The organism is Mycobacterium sp. Panama NTM2, assembly GCF_054355555.1.
Window position 1 is genome coordinate 1,528,225 of record NZ_CM135953.1, and the last position, 21,500, is coordinate 1,549,724.

At 68.5% G+C, this 21,500-nt stretch carries 18 protein-coding genes; 11 read left to right on the forward strand and 7 right to left on the reverse strand.

Going from position 1 to position 21,500, the window contains the following annotated elements:
• Positions 1-96: 96 nt before the first annotated feature.
• Complete coding sequence (otsB, locus tag ACXYX3_RS07320) at positions 97-3,771, forward strand: trehalose-phosphatase (RefSeq protein WP_458611038.1); 3,675 nt, start codon at positions 97-99, stop codon at positions 3,769-3,771.
• Positions 3,772-3,963: 192 nt separating this feature from the next.
• The gene (locus tag ACXYX3_RS07325; protein ID WP_458611040.1) at positions 3,964-4,950 is read left to right on the forward strand and encodes a 1-phosphofructokinase family hexose kinase; all 987 of its coding nucleotides are present in this window, start codon (positions 3,964-3,966) and stop codon (positions 4,948-4,950) included.
• Here ACXYX3_RS07325 and ACXYX3_RS07330 read toward each other — a convergent pair.
• Positions 4,886-5,287 carry a GlcG/HbpS family heme-binding protein gene (locus tag ACXYX3_RS07330; protein WP_458611042.1) on the reverse strand — a complete coding sequence of 134 codons (402 nt, stop codon included), beginning with the start codon at positions 5,285-5,287 and terminating at the stop codon, positions 4,886-4,888. The genes ACXYX3_RS07325 and ACXYX3_RS07330 overlap by 65 nt on opposite strands.
• 118 nt (positions 5,288-5,405) lie before the next feature.
• On the opposite strand from ACXYX3_RS07330, the gene ACXYX3_RS07335 reads away from it, so the two are divergent.
• The 7 genes from ACXYX3_RS07335 to ACXYX3_RS07365 all read left to right on the forward strand — a co-directional run bounded on the left by ACXYX3_RS07335 (position 5,406) and on the right by ACXYX3_RS07365 (position 13,674).
• Entirely contained in the window at positions 5,406-7,904 is a 2,499-nt protein-coding gene (locus tag ACXYX3_RS07335; protein ID WP_458611044.1) for a SpoIIE family protein phosphatase, read from the forward strand.
• Positions 7,904-8,239 carry an STAS domain-containing protein gene (locus ACXYX3_RS07340; protein WP_241202814.1) on the forward strand — a complete coding sequence of 112 codons (336 nt, stop codon included), beginning with the start codon at positions 7,904-7,906 and terminating at the stop codon, positions 8,237-8,239. Before ACXYX3_RS07335 ends, ACXYX3_RS07340 begins: the two co-directional genes overlap by 1 nt.
• A 119-nt stretch (positions 8,240-8,358) precedes the next feature.
• Complete coding sequence (locus ACXYX3_RS07345; protein WP_458612006.1) at positions 8,359-9,630, forward strand: serine hydrolase domain-containing protein; 1,272 nt, start codon at positions 8,359-8,361, stop codon at positions 9,628-9,630.
• A gap of 65 nt (positions 9,631-9,695) precedes the next feature.
• Positions 9,696-10,523, forward strand: coding sequence for a ribosome hibernation promotion factor (locus ACXYX3_RS07350; protein WP_458611046.1), 828 nt, complete (start codon positions 9,696-9,698; stop codon positions 10,521-10,523).
• An 83-nt stretch (positions 10,524-10,606) separates the two neighbouring features.
• On the forward strand, positions 10,607-11,599 hold the full coding sequence (locus ACXYX3_RS07355) for an Acg family FMN-binding oxidoreductase (RefSeq protein ID WP_458611048.1): 993 nt from the start codon (positions 10,607-10,609) through the stop codon (positions 11,597-11,599).
• A gap of 16 nt (positions 11,600-11,615) precedes the next feature.
• Positions 11,616-12,215 carry an Rv1733c family protein gene (locus ACXYX3_RS07360; RefSeq protein ID WP_458611050.1) on the forward strand — a complete coding sequence of 200 codons (600 nt, stop codon included), beginning with the start codon at positions 11,616-11,618 and terminating at the stop codon, positions 12,213-12,215.
• Positions 12,216-12,312: 97 nt separating this feature from the next.
• Positions 12,313-13,674: a WS/DGAT/MGAT family O-acyltransferase gene (locus ACXYX3_RS07365; protein WP_458611052.1), complete on the forward strand. Its 1,362-nt coding sequence runs from the start codon at positions 12,313-12,315 to the stop codon at positions 13,672-13,674.
• 36 nt (positions 13,675-13,710) lie between these two features.
• Here the strand turns inward: ACXYX3_RS07365 and ACXYX3_RS07370 are convergent, their stop codons facing one another.
• From ACXYX3_RS07370 to ACXYX3_RS07390, 5 genes are read right to left on the reverse strand one after another with little or no spacing between them, the layout of a single operon-like run.
• Positions 13,711-14,181 carry a hydrogenase maturation protease gene (locus ACXYX3_RS07370; protein ID WP_458611053.1) on the reverse strand — a complete coding sequence of 157 codons (471 nt, stop codon included), beginning with the start codon at positions 14,179-14,181 and terminating at the stop codon, positions 13,711-13,713.
• The gene (locus ACXYX3_RS07375) at positions 14,178-15,482 is read right to left on the reverse strand and encodes a Ni/Fe hydrogenase subunit alpha (protein WP_458611055.1); all 1,305 of its coding nucleotides are present in this window, start codon (positions 15,480-15,482) and stop codon (positions 14,178-14,180) included. Before ACXYX3_RS07375 ends, ACXYX3_RS07370 begins: the two co-directional genes overlap by 4 nt.
• Positions 15,479-16,237 (reverse strand): NADH-quinone oxidoreductase subunit B family protein, encoded by a 759-nt coding sequence (locus ACXYX3_RS07380; RefSeq protein WP_241202807.1) that lies wholly within the window; start codon positions 16,235-16,237, stop codon positions 15,479-15,481. Before ACXYX3_RS07380 ends, ACXYX3_RS07375 begins: the two co-directional genes overlap by 4 nt.
• Positions 16,238-17,101: an FAD/NAD(P)-binding protein gene (locus ACXYX3_RS07385; protein ID WP_458611058.1), complete on the reverse strand. Its 864-nt coding sequence runs from the start codon at positions 17,099-17,101 to the stop codon at positions 16,238-16,240.
• Entirely contained in the window at positions 17,094-18,197 is a 1,104-nt protein-coding gene (locus ACXYX3_RS07390) for a 4Fe-4S dicluster domain-containing protein (RefSeq protein ID WP_458611060.1), read from the reverse strand. The genes ACXYX3_RS07385 and ACXYX3_RS07390 overlap by 8 nt, the downstream gene beginning before the upstream one ends.
• A gap of 106 nt (positions 18,198-18,303) precedes the next feature.
• Here ACXYX3_RS07390 and ACXYX3_RS07395 point away from each other — a divergent pair, with 106 nt between their 5' ends.
• Both ACXYX3_RS07395 and ACXYX3_RS07400 read left to right on the forward strand, forming a co-directional pair.
• Positions 18,304-18,720, forward strand: coding sequence for a pyridoxamine 5'-phosphate oxidase family protein (locus ACXYX3_RS07395; RefSeq protein WP_458611062.1), 417 nt, complete (start codon positions 18,304-18,306; stop codon positions 18,718-18,720).
• Positions 18,721-18,751: 31 nt separating this feature from the next.
• Positions 18,752-20,467, forward strand: a complete 1,716-nt coding sequence (locus tag ACXYX3_RS07400; protein WP_458611064.1) for a sensor histidine kinase — start codon at positions 18,752-18,754, stop codon at positions 20,465-20,467.
• Positions 20,468-20,473: 6 nt separating this feature from the next.
• Here the strand turns inward: ACXYX3_RS07400 and ACXYX3_RS07405 are convergent, their stop codons facing one another.
• Positions 20,474-21,499: an alcohol dehydrogenase catalytic domain-containing protein gene (locus tag ACXYX3_RS07405; RefSeq protein ID WP_458611066.1), complete on the reverse strand. Its 1,026-nt coding sequence runs from the start codon at positions 21,497-21,499 to the stop codon at positions 20,474-20,476.
• Position 21,500: the final 1 nt, after the last annotated feature.

Consider the following 21,500-nt stretch of genomic DNA (forward strand, 5'->3'; position numbering starts at 1 on the left):
CGTTGGGCACCACCTCACGCAGGAAGGGACTTCGGCCTCTTTCTCCATTCGACGCCGGTTGCTGGCATGAGCCGCACGACGAAACGGGGACTGGCGATGACCTTGTCGACGACCTTCTCGGTGACACGGCCGATCTTCGTCGATCCGCGGGATCACGACGCGGTGCTGATCGAGCTCGACAGCCTGCTCTCGGCCCCGGGCAGCAGTCACATGTACCGCCGAGTGAGCCGATTCGTGCGCGAGCTGCAATCAGCCGGGGTGAGTGCCGCGCTGTACTGCACCGCCGGTGGCGGTGCACAGAAGCTCACCTCGACCGGGTTGAGCGATCTCTTCGCTGCGGTGTGTGAGGGTCCGGCGTTCGATGCGGCACGGGATCTCGGGCTGTCCCCGAACCGGTGCGTCGTCGTGGACCCGACACCGGCGGGTGTCGCCGCCGCGCACGAGGCCGGTTTCGGGCTCGTGATCGCCGTGGACAGCGCCGGGGATGCCGGCCATCGCCTGACCGTCGACGCCGATGCGGTGGTACCCGACATCACCGTCATCAACATCAGGGGTGGTTTCGGTTCCGTCGCCACAATGCCCGATGCCCTCGCGTCTTTCGATCACATCGCCTCCCTGGTGGCGTTGCGACGCCCCGTGGTGCTCCTGGATTTCGACGGCACGGTGTCCGAGATCGTCGGTGATCCGGCTGCGGCGGTTCTGCTCCCGCGCGCAGCCGAGGCCGTCACCGCCCTGGCATCGCGCTGCCCCGTCGCCTTCCTGAGTGGCCGCCGCCTCGACGATCTGCGCCGGCGGGTAGACCTGAAGGGTGTGTGGTTCGGCGGCAACCACGGTGTCGAGCTGGCGTCCGCCGACGGTGTCTCTCACACCAACCCAAGTGCGACCGAGGCGCTGCGCTCGCTGACGTCCGTCGTCCCCGAGCTGACGGCACGACTCGGTGGCGTGCAGGGCGTGTCCATCGAGAATAAGGGCTTCGCGCTCGCTGTGCACTACCGCCACGTCCCGGACGGGTGCGTGAACTCCGTGATCGCCGCGGTTCGCGACATCGGGCGTGCGTGCGGTTTGAGAATCTCGCAGGGCCGCAAAGTGATCGAGCTCCGTCTCGACATCGACTGGGACAAGGGGCGGGCGGTCGACTGGCTCCTCGACCAGATCGACGGACCGGACCTGATCCTGCCCATCTACATCGGCGACGACAGCACCGACGAGGACGCTTTCGATACGCTGCGACACAAGGGAATCGGTATCGCCGTCCGGCAGGGTGCCGATGACACGCGACGGTCGTCGGCCAGGTTCTGTCTCGCCGACCCGGACGCCGTCTGCACCTTTCTGTCCCGCCTGGCCGATCGACTGACCGACGACGAAGCGAGTGCCGGTGACTCCTGGAGCCTGGTGTTCGACGGTTACCGGCCGGCCGAGGAACGATTGCGAGAGGCGTTGTGTACGACGGGCAACGGGTACGTCGGCGTGCGCGGCGCCGCACCTGAGGCCGACGCCGGGCCCTTTCACTACCCCGGGCACTACGTCGCCGGCCTGTTCAACCGTCTCGCGGACACGGTAGACGGCGCCCCCGTGACCAACGAGAGTGTGGTCAACCTCCCCAGTTGGCTTCCGGTCACCTATCGCATCGACGGCGCAGCGTGGCTGGACCTCGACCGCTGCCCGCCCGCGTCCTATCGCGTGACGTTCGATCTGCGCAGAGCCACGCTGGTGCGCGAATTCACTGTCTGCGACGACGCGGGACGGACGACAGAGATCACACAACGTCGCTTCGTTTCCATGGAACAGCCGCATGTGGCCGCCATGCAGACCGTCATCCGTCCCGTGGACTGGTCCGGCCTGCTCGAAGTCCGGTCGACCGTGGACGGGGGTGTAGCCAACACCGGGGTGGAGCGTTATCGCCAACTGTCGTCACGCCACATCACCGTCACCGACATGCGGGAGCTGTCCGACGACACGGTGCTGCTGACTGCGGAGACGACGCAGTCGCGCATTCGCGTTGCGATCTCCGTCCGTGATGTGGCGCGGTGCGTCGGACGGTTGCCCGGGGAGCGCGAAGTCCGGCGGATGCCGATCGTCGGCGGCGACCGCGTCGGCCATCACCTGTCGGTGGAGGTGGCCGCGGGGGAGGAGACGGTCCTGGAGAAGACCGCCTGTGTGTTCACCGGCCGCGACCACGGGGTCTCGGAGCCCGTGGAGGCGGCCGTCCGCGAGATCCAGCGGGCCGGCAGCTTCGCCGACCTCCACCACCGGCATCAACTGGCCTGGGCCCAGCTGTGGGAGTACTGCAACATCGAGGTCAGCGGTGACGTCGACATGCTGCGGACCGCGCGCCTGCATCAGCTCCATGTGTTGCAGACGTTGTCCAGCCATACCGCGGACCTCGACGTCGGTGTGCCGGCGCGCGGCCTACACGGTGAGGCATACCGTGGTCATGTCTTCTGGGACGAGTTGTTCGTCTTCCCCGTCACGAATGTGCGCATGCCCGAGGTCACGCGTTCCCTGTTGATGTATCGGTATCGGCGACTGCCCGAGGCGCGACTGGCCGCGCGCGAACGCGGATACACCGGCGCCATGTACCCCTGGCAGTCGGGTAGCAGCGGGTGCGAGGAAAGCCCGCGCGTCCATCTCAACCCGCGTTCGGGTCGGTGGAATCCGGATGCCAGTAGTCGCGCACATCATGTCGGCATCGCTGTCGCCTACAACATCTGGCAGTACTACCAGGTGACCGGTGACTCAGGATTTCTGATCGATTACGGCGCGGAGATGCTCGCCGAGATCGCCCGGTTCTGGGTCAGCCTGGCCAGGTTCGACAGCACCCGCGGCCGCTACGTCGTCACCGGCGTCATCGGCCCCGACGAGTTCCATTCCGGTTATCCGGGAGCGGATTACGACGGGATCGACAACAACGCCTACACCAATGTCATGGCCGTCTGGGTGATCCTGCGAGCGCTCGAGACACTGGACCGGTTGCCGTTGTCCTATCGGCTGACGTTGTTGGAGACGTTGGACATCGGAGATGACGAACTCGTGCGATGGGAAGACGTCAGCCGCCGGATGTTCGTCCCGTTCCATGACGGTGTCATCAGTCAGTTCGAAGGGTACGAGACGCTGCGCGAACTCGATTGGGACGCCTACCGGGCCCGGTACGGGAATCTGCAGCGACTGGATCGGATCCTCGATGCCGAGAACGACAGCGTCAACAACTACCGGGCGGCCAAGCAAGCGGACACGTTGATGCTGTTCTATCTCCTGTCGGCCGACGAACTGTACGAGTTGTTCGAGCGGCTCGGCTACTCCTTCACCCCCGATCAGATTCCGGCGACGATCGACTACTACCGGGCGCGCACGTCGCACGGTTCGACGCTGAGCGCGGTCGTGCACTCATGGGTGACCGCCCGCGGTGATCGCGCCGAGGCGATGACGTACTTCAGGCAAGTGCTGGACTCCGACGTCGTCGACATCCAGGGGGGCACCACAGCCGAGGGGATCCACCTCGCCGCCATGGCGGGCACCATCGATCTGCTGCAGCGGTGCTTCACCGGTCTAGAACTGCGCCGAGACCGCGTCGTGGTCGGACCGCTGTGGCCGGAATCGCTGGGTGACTTGGCTTTTCCGTTCAGATATCGCGGGCACCGCCTTCGGTTGAGCGTGCGCGGACGCAGCGCCACACTCAGCGCCGAACCGGGCGACGTCTCACCCGTGGTGGTCGAATGTCGCGGCGCCGAGCAGACCCTCGTCGCCGGTGGGACCGTCCACTTCAGCCGCTGACGCCCGTGCCCAACGGGCCGGGAAAGTGAGGACTTTCGTCCGCAGATCACCGGGGACCGCGCTGTCTAGATTCGGTGGATGACCGCTACCCGCGAGGCGCACAGGGAACAACCGCACCACGTCTTCCGGAGCCGCTGAGATGACCAGTGTGTGGGTCGCCGGTGAGACACCCGAGACCTACCCGTCCGGGCTATGAGCGGTTCGCGCGTCGTCACACTGACGATGAACTCTGCGCTCGATGTTGCCGTCGATGCCGACACCGTGCGTCCCACTGACAAAGTCCGTTGCCGCGCAGCCCGTTACGATGCCGGCGGCGGCGGCATCAACGTGGCGCGCTTCGCTCACGTGCTCGGTGCCGACGTCGCGGCGATCTTCACCGCCGGCGGGTTCACCGGTGCTCGGATCGTCGACATCGTCGAGGCCACGGGAGTGGCGGCGACCCCTGTCCCCATTCTCGGTGCGACTCGGGAGAGCTTCACCGTCAACGAGGGCGCGACCGGCGCACAGTATCGATTCGTCCTACCGGGTCCATTCCTGACCCCCGATGAGCAGATTCTGTGCCTGAACGCGGTACGGGACGCCGCGACCTCAGCGGACTACGTGGTGGCATCGGGAAGCCTGCCGCCGGGCGTGGCACCGGACTTCTACCAACGGGTCTCCGACATCTGCGCGGAAACCGATGCTGCACTGATCCTCGACACCTCGGGGGGCGGACTCGCCCATGTCAGCTCCGGGGTCCATCTGCTCAAACCCAGCCTGCGGGAGCTCCGTGAGTGCGTCGGACGTTCTCTGGACACCGAGGCGGAGCAGCGGGCAGCCGCCCGCGAACTCGTCGACCGAGGAGTCGCCGACGCGGTGGTGGTGTCACTCGGGGCCGAGGGCGCTCTGCTGGTCACGCCCCACCTGACCGAGAGCTTTCCCGCCGTCGAAGTACTCGGTGTCAGCGGCGTCGGCGCAGGCGACGCGATGGTCACCGGCATCGTGGTGGGACTGACACGATCCTGGGATCTACCCGCGGCGGTTCGGTTCGGGATCGCAGCTGCCGCAGCGAAACTGCAGACGCCGGGGACGTCGGAGTTCAGTGCCGACGAGGTGGAGAAGATCTACTCACTTCTCACGGCAGGCAGGTCAGGGCAGCCTGCGCGCACGCATCGTCCTGTGCCGCAGTCGCACCGCTGACGCCGACGCCACCCACCACGACTCCGTCGACGGTGACCGGAACCCCGCCGCCGAAGATGACGAAGCGGCCACCGGCTGCGGCATGGATTCCGAACAGTTCGCCCCCCGGCGCGGCGAGGCTCGCGAGTTCGGAGGTGGAGATGCGGTTGGCCACGGCGGTGAACGCCTTGTCCACCGCCAGCGTGGGCCCGGCTATTTCGGCACCGTCCATGCGGCCGAAGGCGATGAGGTGCCCGCCGGCGTCCACCACCGCGGCCGAGACGAGAACGGCGTGCCGTTCGGCTTCGGCGTGGGCAGCGGCGACCATGCGCAGCGCGGTGGCCAACTCGATCGACATGGGAGTGAACATACTGCGCACGGGGCCTTCCGGGGATGAACCGTGTCCAGCGGGTTTCCCCTCGCGTCCACTGGGTACGGTTGGCCCGATGACGTCGCAGTTCAGGGAGCGGTGACCGGTGAGCACCAGGCGAGAACTCGTCGCCGCGCGCGACGATGCCACGCAACTGGTGCGCGTGATCGTCGGGATCGGTTCTGATCTGAACCTCGGCGTCACGCTCCGGCGCATCGTCGATGCAGCCGTCGAGCTCAGCGGCGCGCGCTACGGGGTGCTCGGTATTCGCGACGGGGACGGCAGCACGCCGACGTTCGTCTGCGCGGGAATCGACGAGGGCGCTCATCAGGATGTGCTTCGACGCCTCGCCCTGCTGTCCGTCGGCGACGGACTGCGGCTCGACGACCTCACCGGGCGGAACCGCTATCTCGATCTGCGCATCTCGGCCGAGCCGTTGCGCGCGTTGTTGGCGGTACCGATCATGGTGCGCGAGAGACACTTCGGCACGCTGTATCTGCTCCACGATGAGCCGGGGCGGACGTTCTCCGACCTCCAAGACGCCGCGGTACGGGCGATGGCCACCGCGGCGGCGTCCGCGATCGACAACGCCCGGCTCTTCGAACGGGAACGCGAAGCGGCGAAATGGACGAAGGCCAGTCGCGAGATCACCACCGCGCTTCTGTCCGGCGACCCACGGACCGGACCGTTGCGGTTGATCGTGGACCTTGCCCTGGAGCTCGCCGACGCCGAGCAGGCCATCCTGCTGGTTCCCCGTGAACCGGACCTTCCCGCCGACGACGTCGCAACGCTGGTCGTCGCCGCCACGGCGGGGCGGTATGCCGCCGAGGTGATCGGCCGTCAGGTCCCGATGGACGGGTCGACCACCGGAGGCGTCGCGAGGCGGGGACTGCCGCTCATCACCGACTCGTTCCAGTATCCGATCGAGGGTTTCACCGACGTGGGGGAGCGCTCGGCGATCGTGATGCCGCTGATCGCCGACGACACGGTGCTCGGTGTGATCGCGGTCGCCCGGCGCCCGCATCAACCCCCCTTCGGCAACGATTATCTCGAGTTGGTCAGCGATTTCGCCCGGCACGCCGCGATCGCCCTCGCGCTGGCCGCCAGCCGAGAGCACGCACTCAACCGTGAACTGGCACAGGCCGAAACGGTCGACGACGCCCTGCGGGCAGCGGTCGACGAACTACGCAGGCTGTGGCGGGCCAGACGAGTGATGGCGGTGATCTTTCCCGACCGGGCCGACACCGAACCCCGGGTGGTCACCTGCACCGAGCCGACACAGTGGCCGGATCTGTCGACACAGGCACGCGACCAACTGCGTGAGGTCCGCGGCGGCGAGCTGCTCACGCCCGTGATGCCGGAGGCGGGCGTGGCGGCGGTCGCGATCGGCCACCCCGACGGAGTGCTCGTGGTCCGTATCGAGTTGGCCGGAGCGCGGGCGTTCACCTTGGAAGACCAAACCCTTTTGACAGTGCTGGCGGGCCGGTTGAGCCAGGGATTGCACCGCGTGCACCAGGTGGATCAGCAGCGCGAAACCGCTCTGGCACTCCAGCACGCGATCCTCGGCCCGGCCCGTCTGCCGCCCGGGTTCGCCGTGCGTTACCAGGCGGCGAGCCGGCCGCTCCAGGTGGGCGGGGACTGGTTCGACGTCGTCGACCTCGACGACAACCATGTCGCACTGATCGTCGGTGACTGCGTGGGCCACGGGCTGACCGCCGCCACCATCATGGGGCAGGTGCGAAGTGCCTGTCGCGCATTGCTTTTCGACAACCCCAGTCCGGCCGCGGCATTGTCGCGACTCGATCGGTTCGCGGCGCGCCTGCCCGGGGCGCAGTGTACGACCGCCGTGTGCGCGATCCTCGACACGGCGTCGGGGGAACTGGTGTACTCCAGCGCCGGTCATCCGCCGCCGGCGCTGGTTCTGGCCGACGGATCGATCGACGTACTGGACGGCGGTCACACGATCGCGCTGGGCGTCCGCACCGGCTGGCCGCGTCCCGAAGCACGTGTCGTCGTGCCCGCGGGGGCCACGCTGATGCTCTACACCGACGGCCTGGTCGAGCGGCGGGGGGCGACGCTGGACGACGGTCTCGCCCGCGCCCTGGACATGGTCGGCGAGCACCGCGGCACCGCGCTCGACGAGCTGGTGGACACCGTCATGTCCGGCCTCGCACCCGACGAGGGATACCACGACGACGTCGTGCTGCTTCTGTACCGGCCCACCGCGCCGCTGGAGCTCTCGTTCCCCGCGCACGCCGATCAGCTGGCGCCCGCCCGCACAGCGTTGCGCGACTGGCTGCACAGCGCCGGCGTCAGTCCCCAGCAGACCGTCGACATTCTCGTCGCCACCGGCGAAGCGGTCGCCAACGCCATCGAGCATGGTCACCGCGACCACCCCGGCGGGACCGTCGTACTGCGCGCGGCCGCATCCGCAGATCGGATTCGCGTAACGATCACCGATACCGGCGCCTGGAAGATCCCCGATGCCGAGCCCGATCCGATGCGCGGCCGCGGGGTCGCGCTGATGCGCCTGCTGATGGACGACATCACCGTCGACCACTGTGAGGCGGGAACCACCGTTGCACTTTCGGCGAGGATCCTCTGATGCCCACACAGTTCTCCTTCGACGTCGTCGTCGACACGAGGCACCGCCGCCTGGTCGCGGCGGGTGAGATCGACCTCAGCAACATCGGCGCCTTCAGGCAGGCCCTGACCGACGCCGCCGCCGACGCCACGAGATCGGGCACCGCATTGGTCGTCGACCTCGCCGCCGTCGGCTACCTGGACAGCGCCGCGATCAACGCGCTGTACGCCGCCGCCGACGACATCGCCCTCATCGTCGCCGCGCCGCTGTTGCTGACGACCCTACGAGTCAGCGGCCTGGCGGAGGTCATCACCGTCGACACGGCGTCGCACGACCCAGGCGATCCGACCGTCTGACCCGGCGCCTTGCCTGGGCGCACCGGCATTGGCACCCTCGGTGGGTGCCCTCCTGCGTCCTGGCCGCCGCGCGACGGCGGTCCCTGCCGATCGCAGGTCTGGTGATCGGCGTGGTCGTCATGCTTGCCGCACCGTCTCCGCTGGGCGTGGACACCTCGGTCGCGATACCCCGGGCACACGCTGCGCCCGCATACGGGTACTCGGCGCCGCAGGCGGACCTGCCGGCGGTCTCGGCGCTGATGTCGTCGGCGATCGCCGCGCGCCACCTGCCCGGGGCGGTGGTGATGGTCGGCCATGACGGGCAGGTCGCGCTACTGCGGGCTTACGGTGTGCGCAAACCCGCGGGTGAACCGGGCGTCGACGGATTCGCCACCCCCGCGGAACCCATGACGGAGGACACCGTGTTCGACGTCGCGTCGTTGACCAAGGTCCTGGCCACCGCCACAGCCGTCATGCAGCTGTACGAGCAGGGGAAGGTGCGCCTCGACGACCCCGTGCAAACGTACCTCCCGGCGTTCAACCCAGCGCACGACCCGCACCGCGCCGCCGTCACCGTCCGGACCCTGCTCACCCACACCTCGGGTCTGCCCGGCGACGTGAACCTCGACGACCCGTGGGGACTCGCCCACACGGACCGGGCCGAAGGGATGAGACGGGCACTGAGCGCGCCGCTGGAGATGCCTCCCGGCGCGGTGTTCCGCTACTCGGACATCAATTTCGAGCTCCTCGGTGCGCTCGTCGAGGCCGTGACCGGCGAACCGGAGGACGTCTATGCGCGGCGAAACGTGTTCGTGCCGTTGGGAATGACAGAGACGCGGTACCTGCCCTCGACCGGTCCGGTGGCGCGCAACCACACGCTGCTGAGTCGCGTCGCTCCCACACGCCTCGACACGGAGGGTCGGCCATCGACCAATCCGCACTTCGGTTCGATGATGCGGGGCATCGTCGACGACCCCACGTCGCGCCGCATGGGTGGGGTGGCCGGACACGCCGGCGTGTTTTCCACGGCGGCCGACGTCGGGCGCTTCGCCCAGGCGCTGCTGGACCGCCTCGCGGGGCGCCCCAGCGCTTTCCCGCTCCGACGATCGACTCTGCAGACCATGACGGCGCCGAATCGGCCGAGCGCTTCCGGCGCCTCGCGCGGCGTGCGCGGGCTCGGGTGGGACATCGACACCGGATACTCCGGGTCGCGCGGCACGGTCTTTCCGGTCGGCAGTTTCGGGCACACCGGTTTCACCGGGACCTCGCTGTGGATCGACCCCGGCTCGGACAGCTACGTGGTGGTCCTGTCCAACGCCGTGCACACCCCCGGCAGCCCGCCGATCTCCCGATTGGCCGGTGCCGTGGCCACCGCGGCCGCCCGCGCGCTGGGCGTCGCGCACCCAGGGTGACCGTCCGACGAACAACGGGACTTCCGGCCCTTAACGACGGCCGGGCAGCAACGTAGCAAGGACATATGAGCCAGAAGGTCACGACTTCCCCGACCATCGACGTCGATGTCACCGTCCGCGGCGATCTGCCCGGTGCCGCCGACTACGCGCGCACGAAGATCGGCGAGCTCGGTCGAGTGTCGCACCGGCGCGTCCTGTCCGCCCGCGTGCGGCTGAGCCGCCACCACGACCCCGCAGTCGACGCGCCGGTCGTCGCCCAGGCCAATCTGATCGTCGGCGGCCGGCTGGTGCGCGCCCAGGTGCACGCGGTCACCGCACGAGAGGCGGTCGATCTCCTCCAGGCCAAATTGCGCCGACAGCTCGAACACTTCGCGCTACGACGGGGTGATCGACGCGCCGGGGTGCCTGCGTGGCGTCGAGAACACCGAGCGGTTCAGCCACCGCCCGACGCCACGCCGGCTGTCGGCCGGGTGCGGATCAGCCGTCGCAAAACCTATGCGATGACGCCCTGCACCGTCGACGACGCCATCGACGAGATGGAGCTCCTCGACTACCGGTTCCACCTGTTCACCGAGATCGGATCGGGAACCGTCGGTCTGCTGTATCGCACCGACGACGGCCGCCACCGGCTCGCGCTGGTGTCACCGTCGGTGCGCGATCAGCTGGCACCGTTCGAGGAACCCGTGACCGTCAGCCCCCATCCGCTTTCGTGTCTGCGTGAACAGGACGCACGGGAACGCCTGAGCCTGCTGGGACTGCCGTTCCTGTTCTACATCGACGCCGAAACCGGTCGTGCCTGCGTGCTCTACCGCCGGTACGACGGGCAGTACGGGTTGATCACCCCGGCGGTCCAGCCGATCCCGCAGGTGAGCCCGCAGGTCCCTCCGCTGTAGGTCTTTAGACCCTCTACATCAATCCCCTCGAGACGACATCCTGTGAGCGGACGACTCCGCCGAATTGATGAGGATGGACACAGATGACCTCGCAGCTGCCCAATTCCGCCATTCTGCGGTGGGCGCTGGCGCAAGCCGTGCAGGCTCCGTCGGTCCACAATTCGCAGCCGTGGCTGTGGCAGGTGGGGGAGCGCAGCGTCGACCTGTACGCGAATCCCGATCTGGCGCTGCCCCATACCGATCCCGACTCCCGCGACCTCATTCTCAGCTGCGGCGCAGCGCTCAACCACGCGCAGATCGCGTTGGCCGCGGTGGGCTGGCAGGCGAAGATCCGCAGGTTCCCCGACGATGCGCAGCCCGATCACCTCGCCACTGTCGAGCTCCATCGATATCGGCCCATCGAAGCGGACATCGCGCTGGCGGCCGCCATCCCGCGGCGCCGTACCGATCGACGCAACTACAGCAGCCGGCCGGTGCCCGGCGCCGCGATCGCGATGATGGGAGCTCGGGCCGCCCGCTCAGGCGTCATGCTCCGCCAATTCGACGAGCTGACCACTCTGAGGCGTCGCGTCATGGAAGCGGAGGGGCGTCACAACACCGATCCCGGCTACGTGGCCGAATTGACCACCTGGAGCGGCCGGTACGGGTCCACCGCCGGCGTGCCTGCCCGTAGCACACCCGACCCCGACCCGCGCGCGGTGATTCCGGCTCGCGTGTTCGCCGGGGCGGCACTGCAGCAACCGGCCGACGCCGAACCCGCACAGGACAACGGCGCGGTCATCGCGTTGGGCACCGTCGCCGACGACCGGCTGTCCCGACTCCGCGCCGGGGAGGCGACCAGCCTGGTGCTCCTCACTGCGACGGTGGCGGGACTCGCGAGCTGTCCCATCACCGGTCCCCTTGAATTCCCCGACCTACGGGCCGCGGTGGCGCAGGACGTGTTCGGCTCCAGCGGCTACGCGCAGATGGTGTTGCGCGTCGGGTGGGCACCGGCCAACGCCGATGCGCTTCCCCCGACGCCGCGTCGCCCGCTGCACCAGGTCGTCAGCTGGTCCGACCACGCGCGAGTCGGATAGTGGCCGCGGAGTCATCGTGCGCCCCAACCCGCATCCCGCAGCGACCGCGTTCAGCGTCTGGCTCAGCCGGCTGTCGGGCCACCACCCGCTGGTTCGGTTCAGTGACCGCGTCGAGGCCATCGGTCTGTTGGTCGTCATCGCCGCAGCGCTGTTCGCTCTGTCACCCGCCGATTCGGTGAGAACCTCTGTCCAGGAACAATTCTCCCAGTCCTTTGCCGCGCAGCGTGCCGAGCGGCGGCCCGTCGAGGCGATCGTCACCGGCGACAGCCGCGTCACGGCGCAGGTGTACGACAACCCGTATCTCACACCGATCCGGTGGCAGGTCGACGGCATCGCCCATACCGACGAGGTGCGTACGGCGAAAATGACCGCCGGCGAGCACCTGACGATCTGGGTCGATGCTGCGGGCAATCGTCGGGCGGCCCCGATGACCGACCGGGATGCGGCCGTGCAGGCCGTGATCGCAGCAGCGGCGGTGTGGTTCACGCTCGCCGGCAGCGCACTCGGAGGGTGGGCGGTCCTGCGGATGCGGCTCGACCGACGCCGCCACGCCGACTGGGACCGCGATCTGCGCCGCCTGACGGACAACGGCGGACGCACGAACAACACTGCGTGATCGCGACGATGCCCGAGCACCGGTAGTGAGGTTGGTCCCGGGGGCAGGGGACATCGTCCCCTTCTGCCGGTGCGCACACTGGCCCGAGAGTGAGAGGGTGGAGCATCTGACCAATCTGGACGCCGGTTTCCTGGAAGCCGAAGACTCCGACCGTCACGTCAGTCTCGCAGTGGGGGGCCTGTCCATCCTCGAAGGTCCCATGCCCGACGTCGACGCGCTCGTCGACGGGATCGCCGACCGGATCGCCGACATCCCCCGGTTCCGGCAGGTGTTGCACACCCATCTGCTCGATCTGGGCCCGCCGGAGTGGGCGGATGACCCGAATTTCGAGCTCTCTCACCATATTCGGCGCGCTGCCCTGCCCAGTCCCGGCGACGAGGACGCGCTCGACCAGTTCGTCGGTGACGTCATGGGACGTCGGCTCGACCGAGACCGACCACTGTGGGAATGCTGGATCATCGAGGGTCTGGCCGACGGCAAGTGGGCGATGCTGATCAAGATCCACCACTGCATCGCCGACGGCATCGCCACCATGCACCTGTTCTCCCGGCTCGTCGACTCCCAGCAGAGGCCCGGCTACGACACCGAGATCCGTGCCGCCCGGCAATCGAAGGAGAACGAGTCGCCTCTTGCACAGTGGGGATTGAATCCTGTGCGCTGGGTGCGCGGTATGGGCCGGGCGGCGATCTCCGCGACCCGGATCTCCGCGCTGGCCGTCGGCGGTGCCGTCGAGGTGACCAGCGGCATCATCAGGCCCGCGCAGACGTCGTCTCTCAACGGCCCGGTGTCGTCGATGCGGCGCTTCAGTTTCGGCGTCGTCCCCTTGAGCGACGTTGCCCGCATTTGTGATTCGTACGGTGTGACCGTGAACGACGTCGCACTCGCCGCGATCACCAGCAGCTACCGCGCGGCGCTGGAGCGACGAGGGGAAACGCCCAAGCGGACATCGCTGCGCACCCTGGTGCCGGTCTCGATCCGCTCGAACGACGCCTCGGCCCGCACCGACAACCGGGTGTCGCTGATGCTGCCGGCATTGCCCGCCGACACAGCGGACCCGGTCGAGCAGTTGCACACGGTGCACCGGCGGCTCTCCCGCGCCAAGGGCAGTGGGCAGCGGGAGGCGGGCGGCGTCTTCGTCGCACTGTCGAACGTGATGCCGTTCCCGCTCACGGCGTGGGCGGTGCGGGCGTTCACCCGGCTGCCGCAACGCGGAATCGTCACCGTGGCGACCAACGTCCCCGGACCCCGGGAGCGGATGACGATACTGGGCCGCAGCATCATTCGCGTGATCCCCATCCCTCCGATCGCGATGCGATTGCGCACCGGGGTGGCGATCCTCACCTACGCCGACGAGTTGGTCTTCGGAATTCTCGGAGATTACGACGCGGCGGCCGACGTCGACCAACTCGCCGCCGGGATCGAATCCGCGGTGCAGACGCTGGCCGCCGCGGTCGGCTGAGGGGGCGGCGGGTAACGCGGTCCAGAAGATCGGGGGCTAGAAGTCCCGTGCATCCCTCTCGATGTCGCGCCTCTCTATTTCGTAGATCACTGCGCCGACGACCCGCGGAACCGCGTCGGCCACCGCAGCGCTCAAGCCACAGCCGTGGCCGACGTCGGCGGCATCGACGGTGAACACCACCGTGTGCGCCGGCGCACGCCCCAGTACCCGGCCCAGCGCGAGCACCGCGGCCAGGTCCACACCGTGCGAACTCACTGCGGTCGGCGGTCGCTGCGGGGGTAGCCAGCGCCGGATTCGGCCGGGGACCGCGCCGTCGCCGGCGGCGGCGTCGACGATGACCGCCAACGTGACGTCCCCGATGGCGTCGAGGATCGCCGCCGGATCATCCTGCGCGACAGCGACTCTGACGCCCGACATCTCGAGGCGCGCCACGGCGGCGGCCACGACCGGCCCGACTCCGTCGTCACGCCGGAACCCGTTACCGATCCCGACCACGGCAGCGCTCATCGCCTTCGGATGTGCAATGTCAGGAAGTGCGCCGAGCACGAGATGCACGGGTCGTGGTTGCGGATCGCCCGCTCGCACAACGCGGTCAGCGCAGCGTCGTCGAGCGTCGGATTCGCGGTGATCAGCAGAGCCATCTCGTGCTCTATCGCGGCCTGATTCTGCGCCGTCGGCGGCACCATCGTCGCCGCGCGCACCAGTCCGTCGTCGTCGATCTCGTACCGGTGGTAGAGCAGTCCGCGTGGCGCTTCGCTGACACCGTGACCGACGCCTGCCCGCACCGGAACCTCGACCGACGGCCGCGCGGGTGGTTCGTACGTCTCGATGATGCGCAGCGCTTCGTCGATCGCGTACACCACCTCGACCGCGCGAACCAGAATGCTGCGGAACGGATTACGACATGCCGCCGAGAGCCCGGCCTCGGCGGCCGCCTGCTTCGCCACGGGAGACAGCTGTGCTGAATTCAGTGAGTAGCGGGCCAGGGGACCGGTGAGGTAGCGGCCACCGTCCAGTGTCGCCTGCAGTGCGGTGGAGTGCGGCACCTGGGATTCGACGACGTGGTCGCTGAATTCGTCGACGACGAAGGGGTCTCCCGCGCTGCGGGCGATGGTTCCGTTCTCGATCGGATAGTGATCGTGATGGGTCAGCGCGACGAACTCGTGATCGACCTCCATGTCGGGGAACTCCAGAGCGCTGAGCCTGCCCAGGGTGTGCATCGCGTCGTCGAGCGCCCGGCGCAGCGTCTGTCCCAGCGGCCGCAATTGCGCCGCCGGGGGAGTCGCATAGAACCCGCCGAGCTTCACGTTCACCGGATGGATCGCCCGCCCGCCGATCTGCTCCATCACCTGGTTGCCGGCCTTTTTCAGCGCCAGACCGCGCTCCACCAACTCCCGGTGGTCGACGGCCATCGTGACCACGTCGGGGTAGCCCAGGAAATCCGGCAGGTGCAGAAGGAACATGTGCAGCGCATGGCTGTGAATCCATTCGCCGCAGTACAGTAGGCGGCGCAGCGCTGCCAGTTGCGGATCGATCGTGACGCCGCAGGCGCTTTCGATCGCGTTGCATGCGCTGATCTGATAGGCGACCGGGCAGATGCCGCACACCCGGGCGGTGATGTCGGGCGGTTCGGTGTAGGACCGCCCGCGCAGCAGTGCCTCGAAGAACCGCGGTGCCTCGTAGATGCTGAGTTCGACGTGCTCGACCACACCGTCGACCATCGTGACATTCAGCGCCCCTTCGCCTTCCACGCGCGTCAGCGCGCCCACGGTGAGCGTGCGGGTCTCGCATTCGCGCGGCCCGCTCATTCCTCGCTCCGCTGCGCGGCGAAACGCGGCGCGTTGAAGGTGGTGAACACCCGCTCGACGTCACCGGAGGACATGCCGTCGCGGTGCAGCAGCGGAATCAGCGCGGCGGTGTTGGGGGTGGCCGCCGGACCGAAGCAGCCGTAGCAGCCCCGCGAGAAGGACGGACACAGCGCGCCACAACCGGCGTGGGTGACCGGACCGAGACAGGGCGTCCCGTCGGCGACGACCACACACGTCACTCCGCGTGCTTTGCACTCGGTGCACACCGTCTTGGCGGGCAACCGCGGCTTACGGCCGACCAGCAGCGCGGCCAGCGTCTCGAGCAGTTGCCCGCGATCGATCGGACACCCCTGCAGCTGGTAGTCGACCGGCACGTGGTCCGACGCCGGCGTCGAGGTGGCCAGGGTGTCGATGTACTCCGGTCGTGCGTAGACCACGGACGTGAACTCGTCGATGTCGGCGAAGTTGCGCAGCGCCTGGATCCCGCCCCCGGTAGCACATGCCCCGATGGTCACCAGAACGCCGGACTGCGAACGGATCTCGACGATCCGCCGTCGGTCGGCGGCGGTGGTGATCGAACCTTCGACCAGCGACACGTCGTACGGGCCCGCCATGATCGCGCTGGACGCCTCGAGGAAAGTGGCGATCTGCACCTGACCCGCCAGGGTCAGCAGGTCATCTTCGCAATCGAGCAGGCTCAGCTGGCACCCGTCGCACGACGCGAACTTCCACACGGCCAGGGTCGGCGCGGTCATCTACAGCTCCCCGATCCTCAGTAGTGGCTCCGCGATGTCGTAGCCGACGACGGCACCGTCACGGCACAGCAGCAGCGGCCCGAGTTGGCAGTGCCCGCACCAGCCGATACCGCAGGCCATGTTGCGTTCGAGGGAGACGCGAATATCGCTGCTTCGCATGCCCTTCCGGGTCAGTTCGGCCGCACCGTTGCGCATCATGACCTCCGGCCCGCACAGGAATGCGGTGGTGATCGCAGGGCGCAGCGGTAGCCTGCGCAGCGGTTCGGTGACGAAGCCGACCTCCCCCGGCCAGCCCTGCACCGGCACGTCGACGGTGAGGTGGACGTCGATCTCGGACCGCCGGCGCCATGAGTCGAGCTCGGCGGCGAACAAGAAGTCCGCGCGTGCGCGCGCACCGGCGATCAGGGTGACGCGACCGAAGCGCTCGCGGGCGCGCAGGGCAGCGAGCACGACCGGGCGCAGCGGTGCCAATCCCACACCGCCCGCGACGATCACGAGATCGCGATCCGCTGCGTCATGCACGTCCCACGCGGTCCCGAACGGGCCGCGCAACCCCACCACCGACCCCGGGTCGGCATCGTGGAGTTTCCGGCTCACCGCGCCGACAGCGCGGATCGTGTGGGTGATGGTGTGATCGCCGCGTTCGGGTACACCGCTGACCGAGATGGCGACCTCACCGACGCCGAAGGCGTACATCATATTGAACTGACCGGGAGCCGGGGCGGGGAGCGCGTCGCCGACGGGGGACAGGCGAAGTGTCGCCGTGTCGCGGTTCTCGGCGACACGATCGAGCACCCGGTAGCGCACCGGCGCCATGGCCGAGATCACGCCGGACGGGGAGGTCGAGATCGAGGCGTCAGGCATCGTCGGCCTGCGCGTGCAGCGTCGCCATTTCTTCCGTGATGTCGATTCCCGTGGGGCACCAGGCGATACACCGCCCGCACCCGACGCATCCCGAGGTGCCGAATTGGTCGTGCCAGGTGCCGAGCTTGTGTGTCAGCCAGTGTCGATAGCGGGAGGAGCCCGACTGCCGGGTACTGCCCTCGTGGATGAACGTGAACTCGAACTCGAAGCACGACGACCACGACATCCACCGCTCGGCGTGGGTGCCGGTGAGATCGGTGACGTCCTCGACGCTGGTGCAAAAACACGTCGGACACACCATCGTGCAGTTGCCGCAGGTGAGACAGCGCGAGGCCACCTCGTCCCACTGCGCCGATTCCCGTGAGTCGACGAGTAGCGACCGGAGGTCACCGTCAGGCATCTGACGGCCCATGTGTCCGGCCGCGTCGGCCACCTCGGCGCGGGCGCTGTCGATCTCGTCGGGGTCCGCGTTGCGGTGAGCCAGCCGGCCCAGCACATCGGCGCCGGCTGGACTGCCCACGTCGACGACGTAGCGGCGACCGTCGGAATCCGTGCGTTCGGTGAGCGCCAGGTCGTACCCGGGCCCGACGGCGGGGCCGGTGCCCATCGACGCGCAGAAGCACAACCCGCCGGGTTCGGTGCAGTTGACCGCGACGATGAAGGCCCGCCCGAGGCGGCCGGTGAAGTGACGGTCGACGTGGGCGCCGGCGCCGAGCACGCCGCCGAGGATCGCCATCGATGCGAGATCGCACGCGCGGACGCCGAGGAACGCGTACCGCGGCGCCTCGTCAGCAGGCTCGGCATCTGGCTCGGTCTCGCTCGACCAGACTTTCTGTCGGGGCGGGTGCAGGAACTGCTTCCACGACCCTGGCCCGGCGGAATGGCCGAACGCCGCGTCGTCGTCGCGTCTGCGCATTCGGTACCGGCCCGGCGCCACGTCCACGCCCCACCCGACGGGAAGTTCGTCGGCGCTGTCGAGCTCGTCGAGCACGATGGCGCTGCCGGACACGGTCGGTCCCACCACGCGATAGCCGAGGTCCTTCAGCACGGACACCAGCTGCTCCAAGCCTGCGGTGTCGATCACCGCCACATCCATGCCGTCATCGTGGGCCGCTTGCCCGAGGTGGGCGAGGGCTCGCAGTCACACGTTTGGGTGACTTTGGACCGCATAGAGCGCTCCCGCTGCGGAGCTAGTGTCAGCTATGGCTCACAAGACCGCGCCCGTGTCGGTGCTCGCCGCGTCGGAATGCTGGGATCGGTTGGCGAGCGTCTCGCTCGGGCGCCTGGTCACCAGCGTCGACGGCGAACCGTCGATCTTCCCGGTGAACTACGCCGTGCAGAATCGGACGATCCTGTTCCGCACCGCCGACGGCACCAAGTTGGTGAGCGCCGCGATCAACAGCTCGGTGCTGTTCGAGGCCGACGATCACACCGTCACCGACGGGTGGAGCGTGATCGTCAAGGGAAGCGCCCGGTCGCTGCGCACCGACGAGGAGATCGCCGAAGCCGAGGCAGCCAACCTGCGTCCGTGGACGGAGCCGAACAAATCTCATTACGTGCGCATCAGACCGCTGAACGTGACCGGCCGGCATTTTGCTTTCGGTGGAGAAGACCGCTGATCTCAACGACAAACAGTGACAAAATGATGACGTGAGTTCTGCCGGTGGCGCGAAGGGAGACCCGGGGGGGCGGCCGCTTCGCGACACCCTCTCCCAGCTTCGTCTGCGGGAACTGCTGATCGAGGTCCAGGAACGCGTCGAGCAGATCGTGGAGGGTCGTGATCGGCTCGACGGGCTGGTCGAGGCGATGCTCGTGGTGACCTCCGGCCTCGAACTCGACGAAACGCTCAAGACGATCGTGCACACCGCGATCGACCTCGTCGACGCCCGCTACGGCGCGCTGGGGGTGCGCGGCGACGACCACGAACTGCTGGAATTCATCTACCAGGGCATCGACGAGGAAGCCCGCGAACTGATCGGCCACCTACCCGAGGGTCGGGGTGTGCTCGGCGTGCTGCTCGACGATCCCAAGCCCATCCGGTTGGACAACATCAGCCACCACGCTGCCTCGGTCGGGTTTCCGGCGAATCATCCGCCGATGCGCACGTTCCTCGGTGTCCCGGTCCGCATCCGGGACGAGGTGTTCGGCAACCTGTACCTCACCGAGAAGGCCGACGGGCAGCCGTTCAGCGAGGACGACGAGGTTCTCGTGCAGGCGCTCGCGGCGGCGGCCGGCATCGCGATCGACAACGCCCGCCTCTACGAGCAGTCCAAGATCCGCCAGTCCTGGATCGAGGCCACCCGCGACATCGGCACCGAACTGTTGGGCGGCACCGATCCCGCCGCGGTCTTTCGCCTGATGGCCGAGGAGTGCCGAGCGCTCAGCGGCGCCGTGGCGTCGATCGTCGCGGTGCGGGCCGACCTCGACGAGCCGGTCGGTGAGGTCGACGAGCTCATCGTCGCGGCCACCAGCGGAACCGGTCCCGGAACAGACCTGGCGTCGATTCCGGTGGCAGGCACCGACATCGGCGCGGTGTTCGCCGAGCAGCGGCCGGACCGATTCGACGTGCTGGAATTGGCGCCCGGATGCGTCGCCGACGGGCCCGCGCTGGTCGTGCCGCTGCGTGCCACCGACACCGTCGCCGGCGTCCTGATCGCGCTGCGGCCTGCCGGAGTTTTCGCATTCAACGCCGGTGAACTGGACATGATGGCCGCGTTCGTGGATCAGGCGGCGCTGGCGTGGCAGCTGGCGACCACGCAGCGCCGGCTGCGCGAACTCGACGTCATCTCCGACCGCGACCGGATCGCCCGCGATCTGCACGATCACGTGATCCAGCGGTTGTTCGCCGTCGGGTTGGCCCTGCAGGGCACCATCCCGCGGGCCCGAAGCGCCGAGGTGCAGCAACGGCTCAGTGCGTCCGTCGACGATCTGCAGCAGGTGATCCAGGAGATCCGGACCGCGATTTTCGATCTGCACGGCGGCCAGTCGGGCATCACCCGCCTGCGTCAGCGGCTCGACGAAGCGATCGCGCAGTTCGCAACCCCGAAGATCCGGACGACCGTGCAGTATTCGGGACCGCTGTCGGTGGTCGAGGCAGGGCTCGCCGACCACGCCGAAGCGGTGGTTCGGGAAGCGGTCAGCAATGCAGTCCGCCACGCGGATGCCACCTCTCTGGCGATTACCGTCGCCGCCAACGACGAGTTGGTCATCGAGGTGATCGACAACGGCCGGGGCATCAGCGGCTCGATCACCGGCTCCGGGTTGACCAACCTGGGCCAGCGCGCCGCGGATGCGGGCGGATCGTTGACGATCGGACCCGCCGACGGTGGCGGCACCCGATTGAGATGGGCTGTGCCACTTCATTAGTGGGTGTCAGGGCGTCAGCTGGATCTTGACGTGGCCCGCCGATCTGGACATCGCGGCCGCATACGCGTCTGCGGCGTCGGTCAACGGCATGGTGGCGGTGAAGATTCCGCTCACATCGAGACGGCCAGAGCGCAGCAGCGGGATCAGCTCCGGCCACGTCTGCTGCACCGGCGCCGTCGTCCATCGGATCGTCAGACTGCGTAACAGTCCCAGCAGTGCCGGAAACGGGTACGGCGCCAAGTCGTGCACCCCGACCACCGACACCGTGCCGCCGACCCGCACGCAGGCGATCGCGTCGTCGAGGGTGGTGTCGGTGCCGACCGCGTCGATCACCGCGTCCGCGCCCAGGCCGTTCGTCGCCTCCAGGACGGTGGCTGCCGCAGGCGGCGGTGCCGGGGTGGCGCCGGCCAGTGCGGCCCGGTCACGCCGATACTCCACCGGGTCGATCGCGAAAACCCGTGCTGCACCCAGGAACAGGGCACTGCGGAGGGCGCACTGGCCGACCGCTCCTGCGCCGATGACCGCGACGGTACCGCCGACCGGGATGTCCGCGCGTCGGGCCGCCGCCCACCCGGTCGCGAGATTGTCGGTGAGCAGCAGCGCCGCCTCGGTGTCGATACCGTCCGGGATGGGCAGCAGCTGGAAATCGGCGGCCGGGACGGCCATCAGATCAGCCTGTGCGCCGCCCAGCACACCCGCACCGAAGATCTGCGGACCCGACACGCAGCGGACCGGATCGGAGGTGGCGCAGCCCGCGCAGCGGCCGCAGCCCGCCACCGACGACACCAGCACTCGCTCTCCGACCGCGACACTTTTTACCTCCGAACCGATCTCGCGTACGACACCGACGGCTTCGTGGCCGACCGACACCGGCTCGGCCATCGGGTAGTGGCCTTCGAGGAAGTGGAGGTCGGATCCGCAGATAGCGGTCGCCGTGACCTCGATGACTGCTCCGTCGGGCCCGGGCAGCACCGGATCGGGTCGGTCGTCGACACGCACCGTGCCACCCGGGTCGACGACCACCGCGCGCATG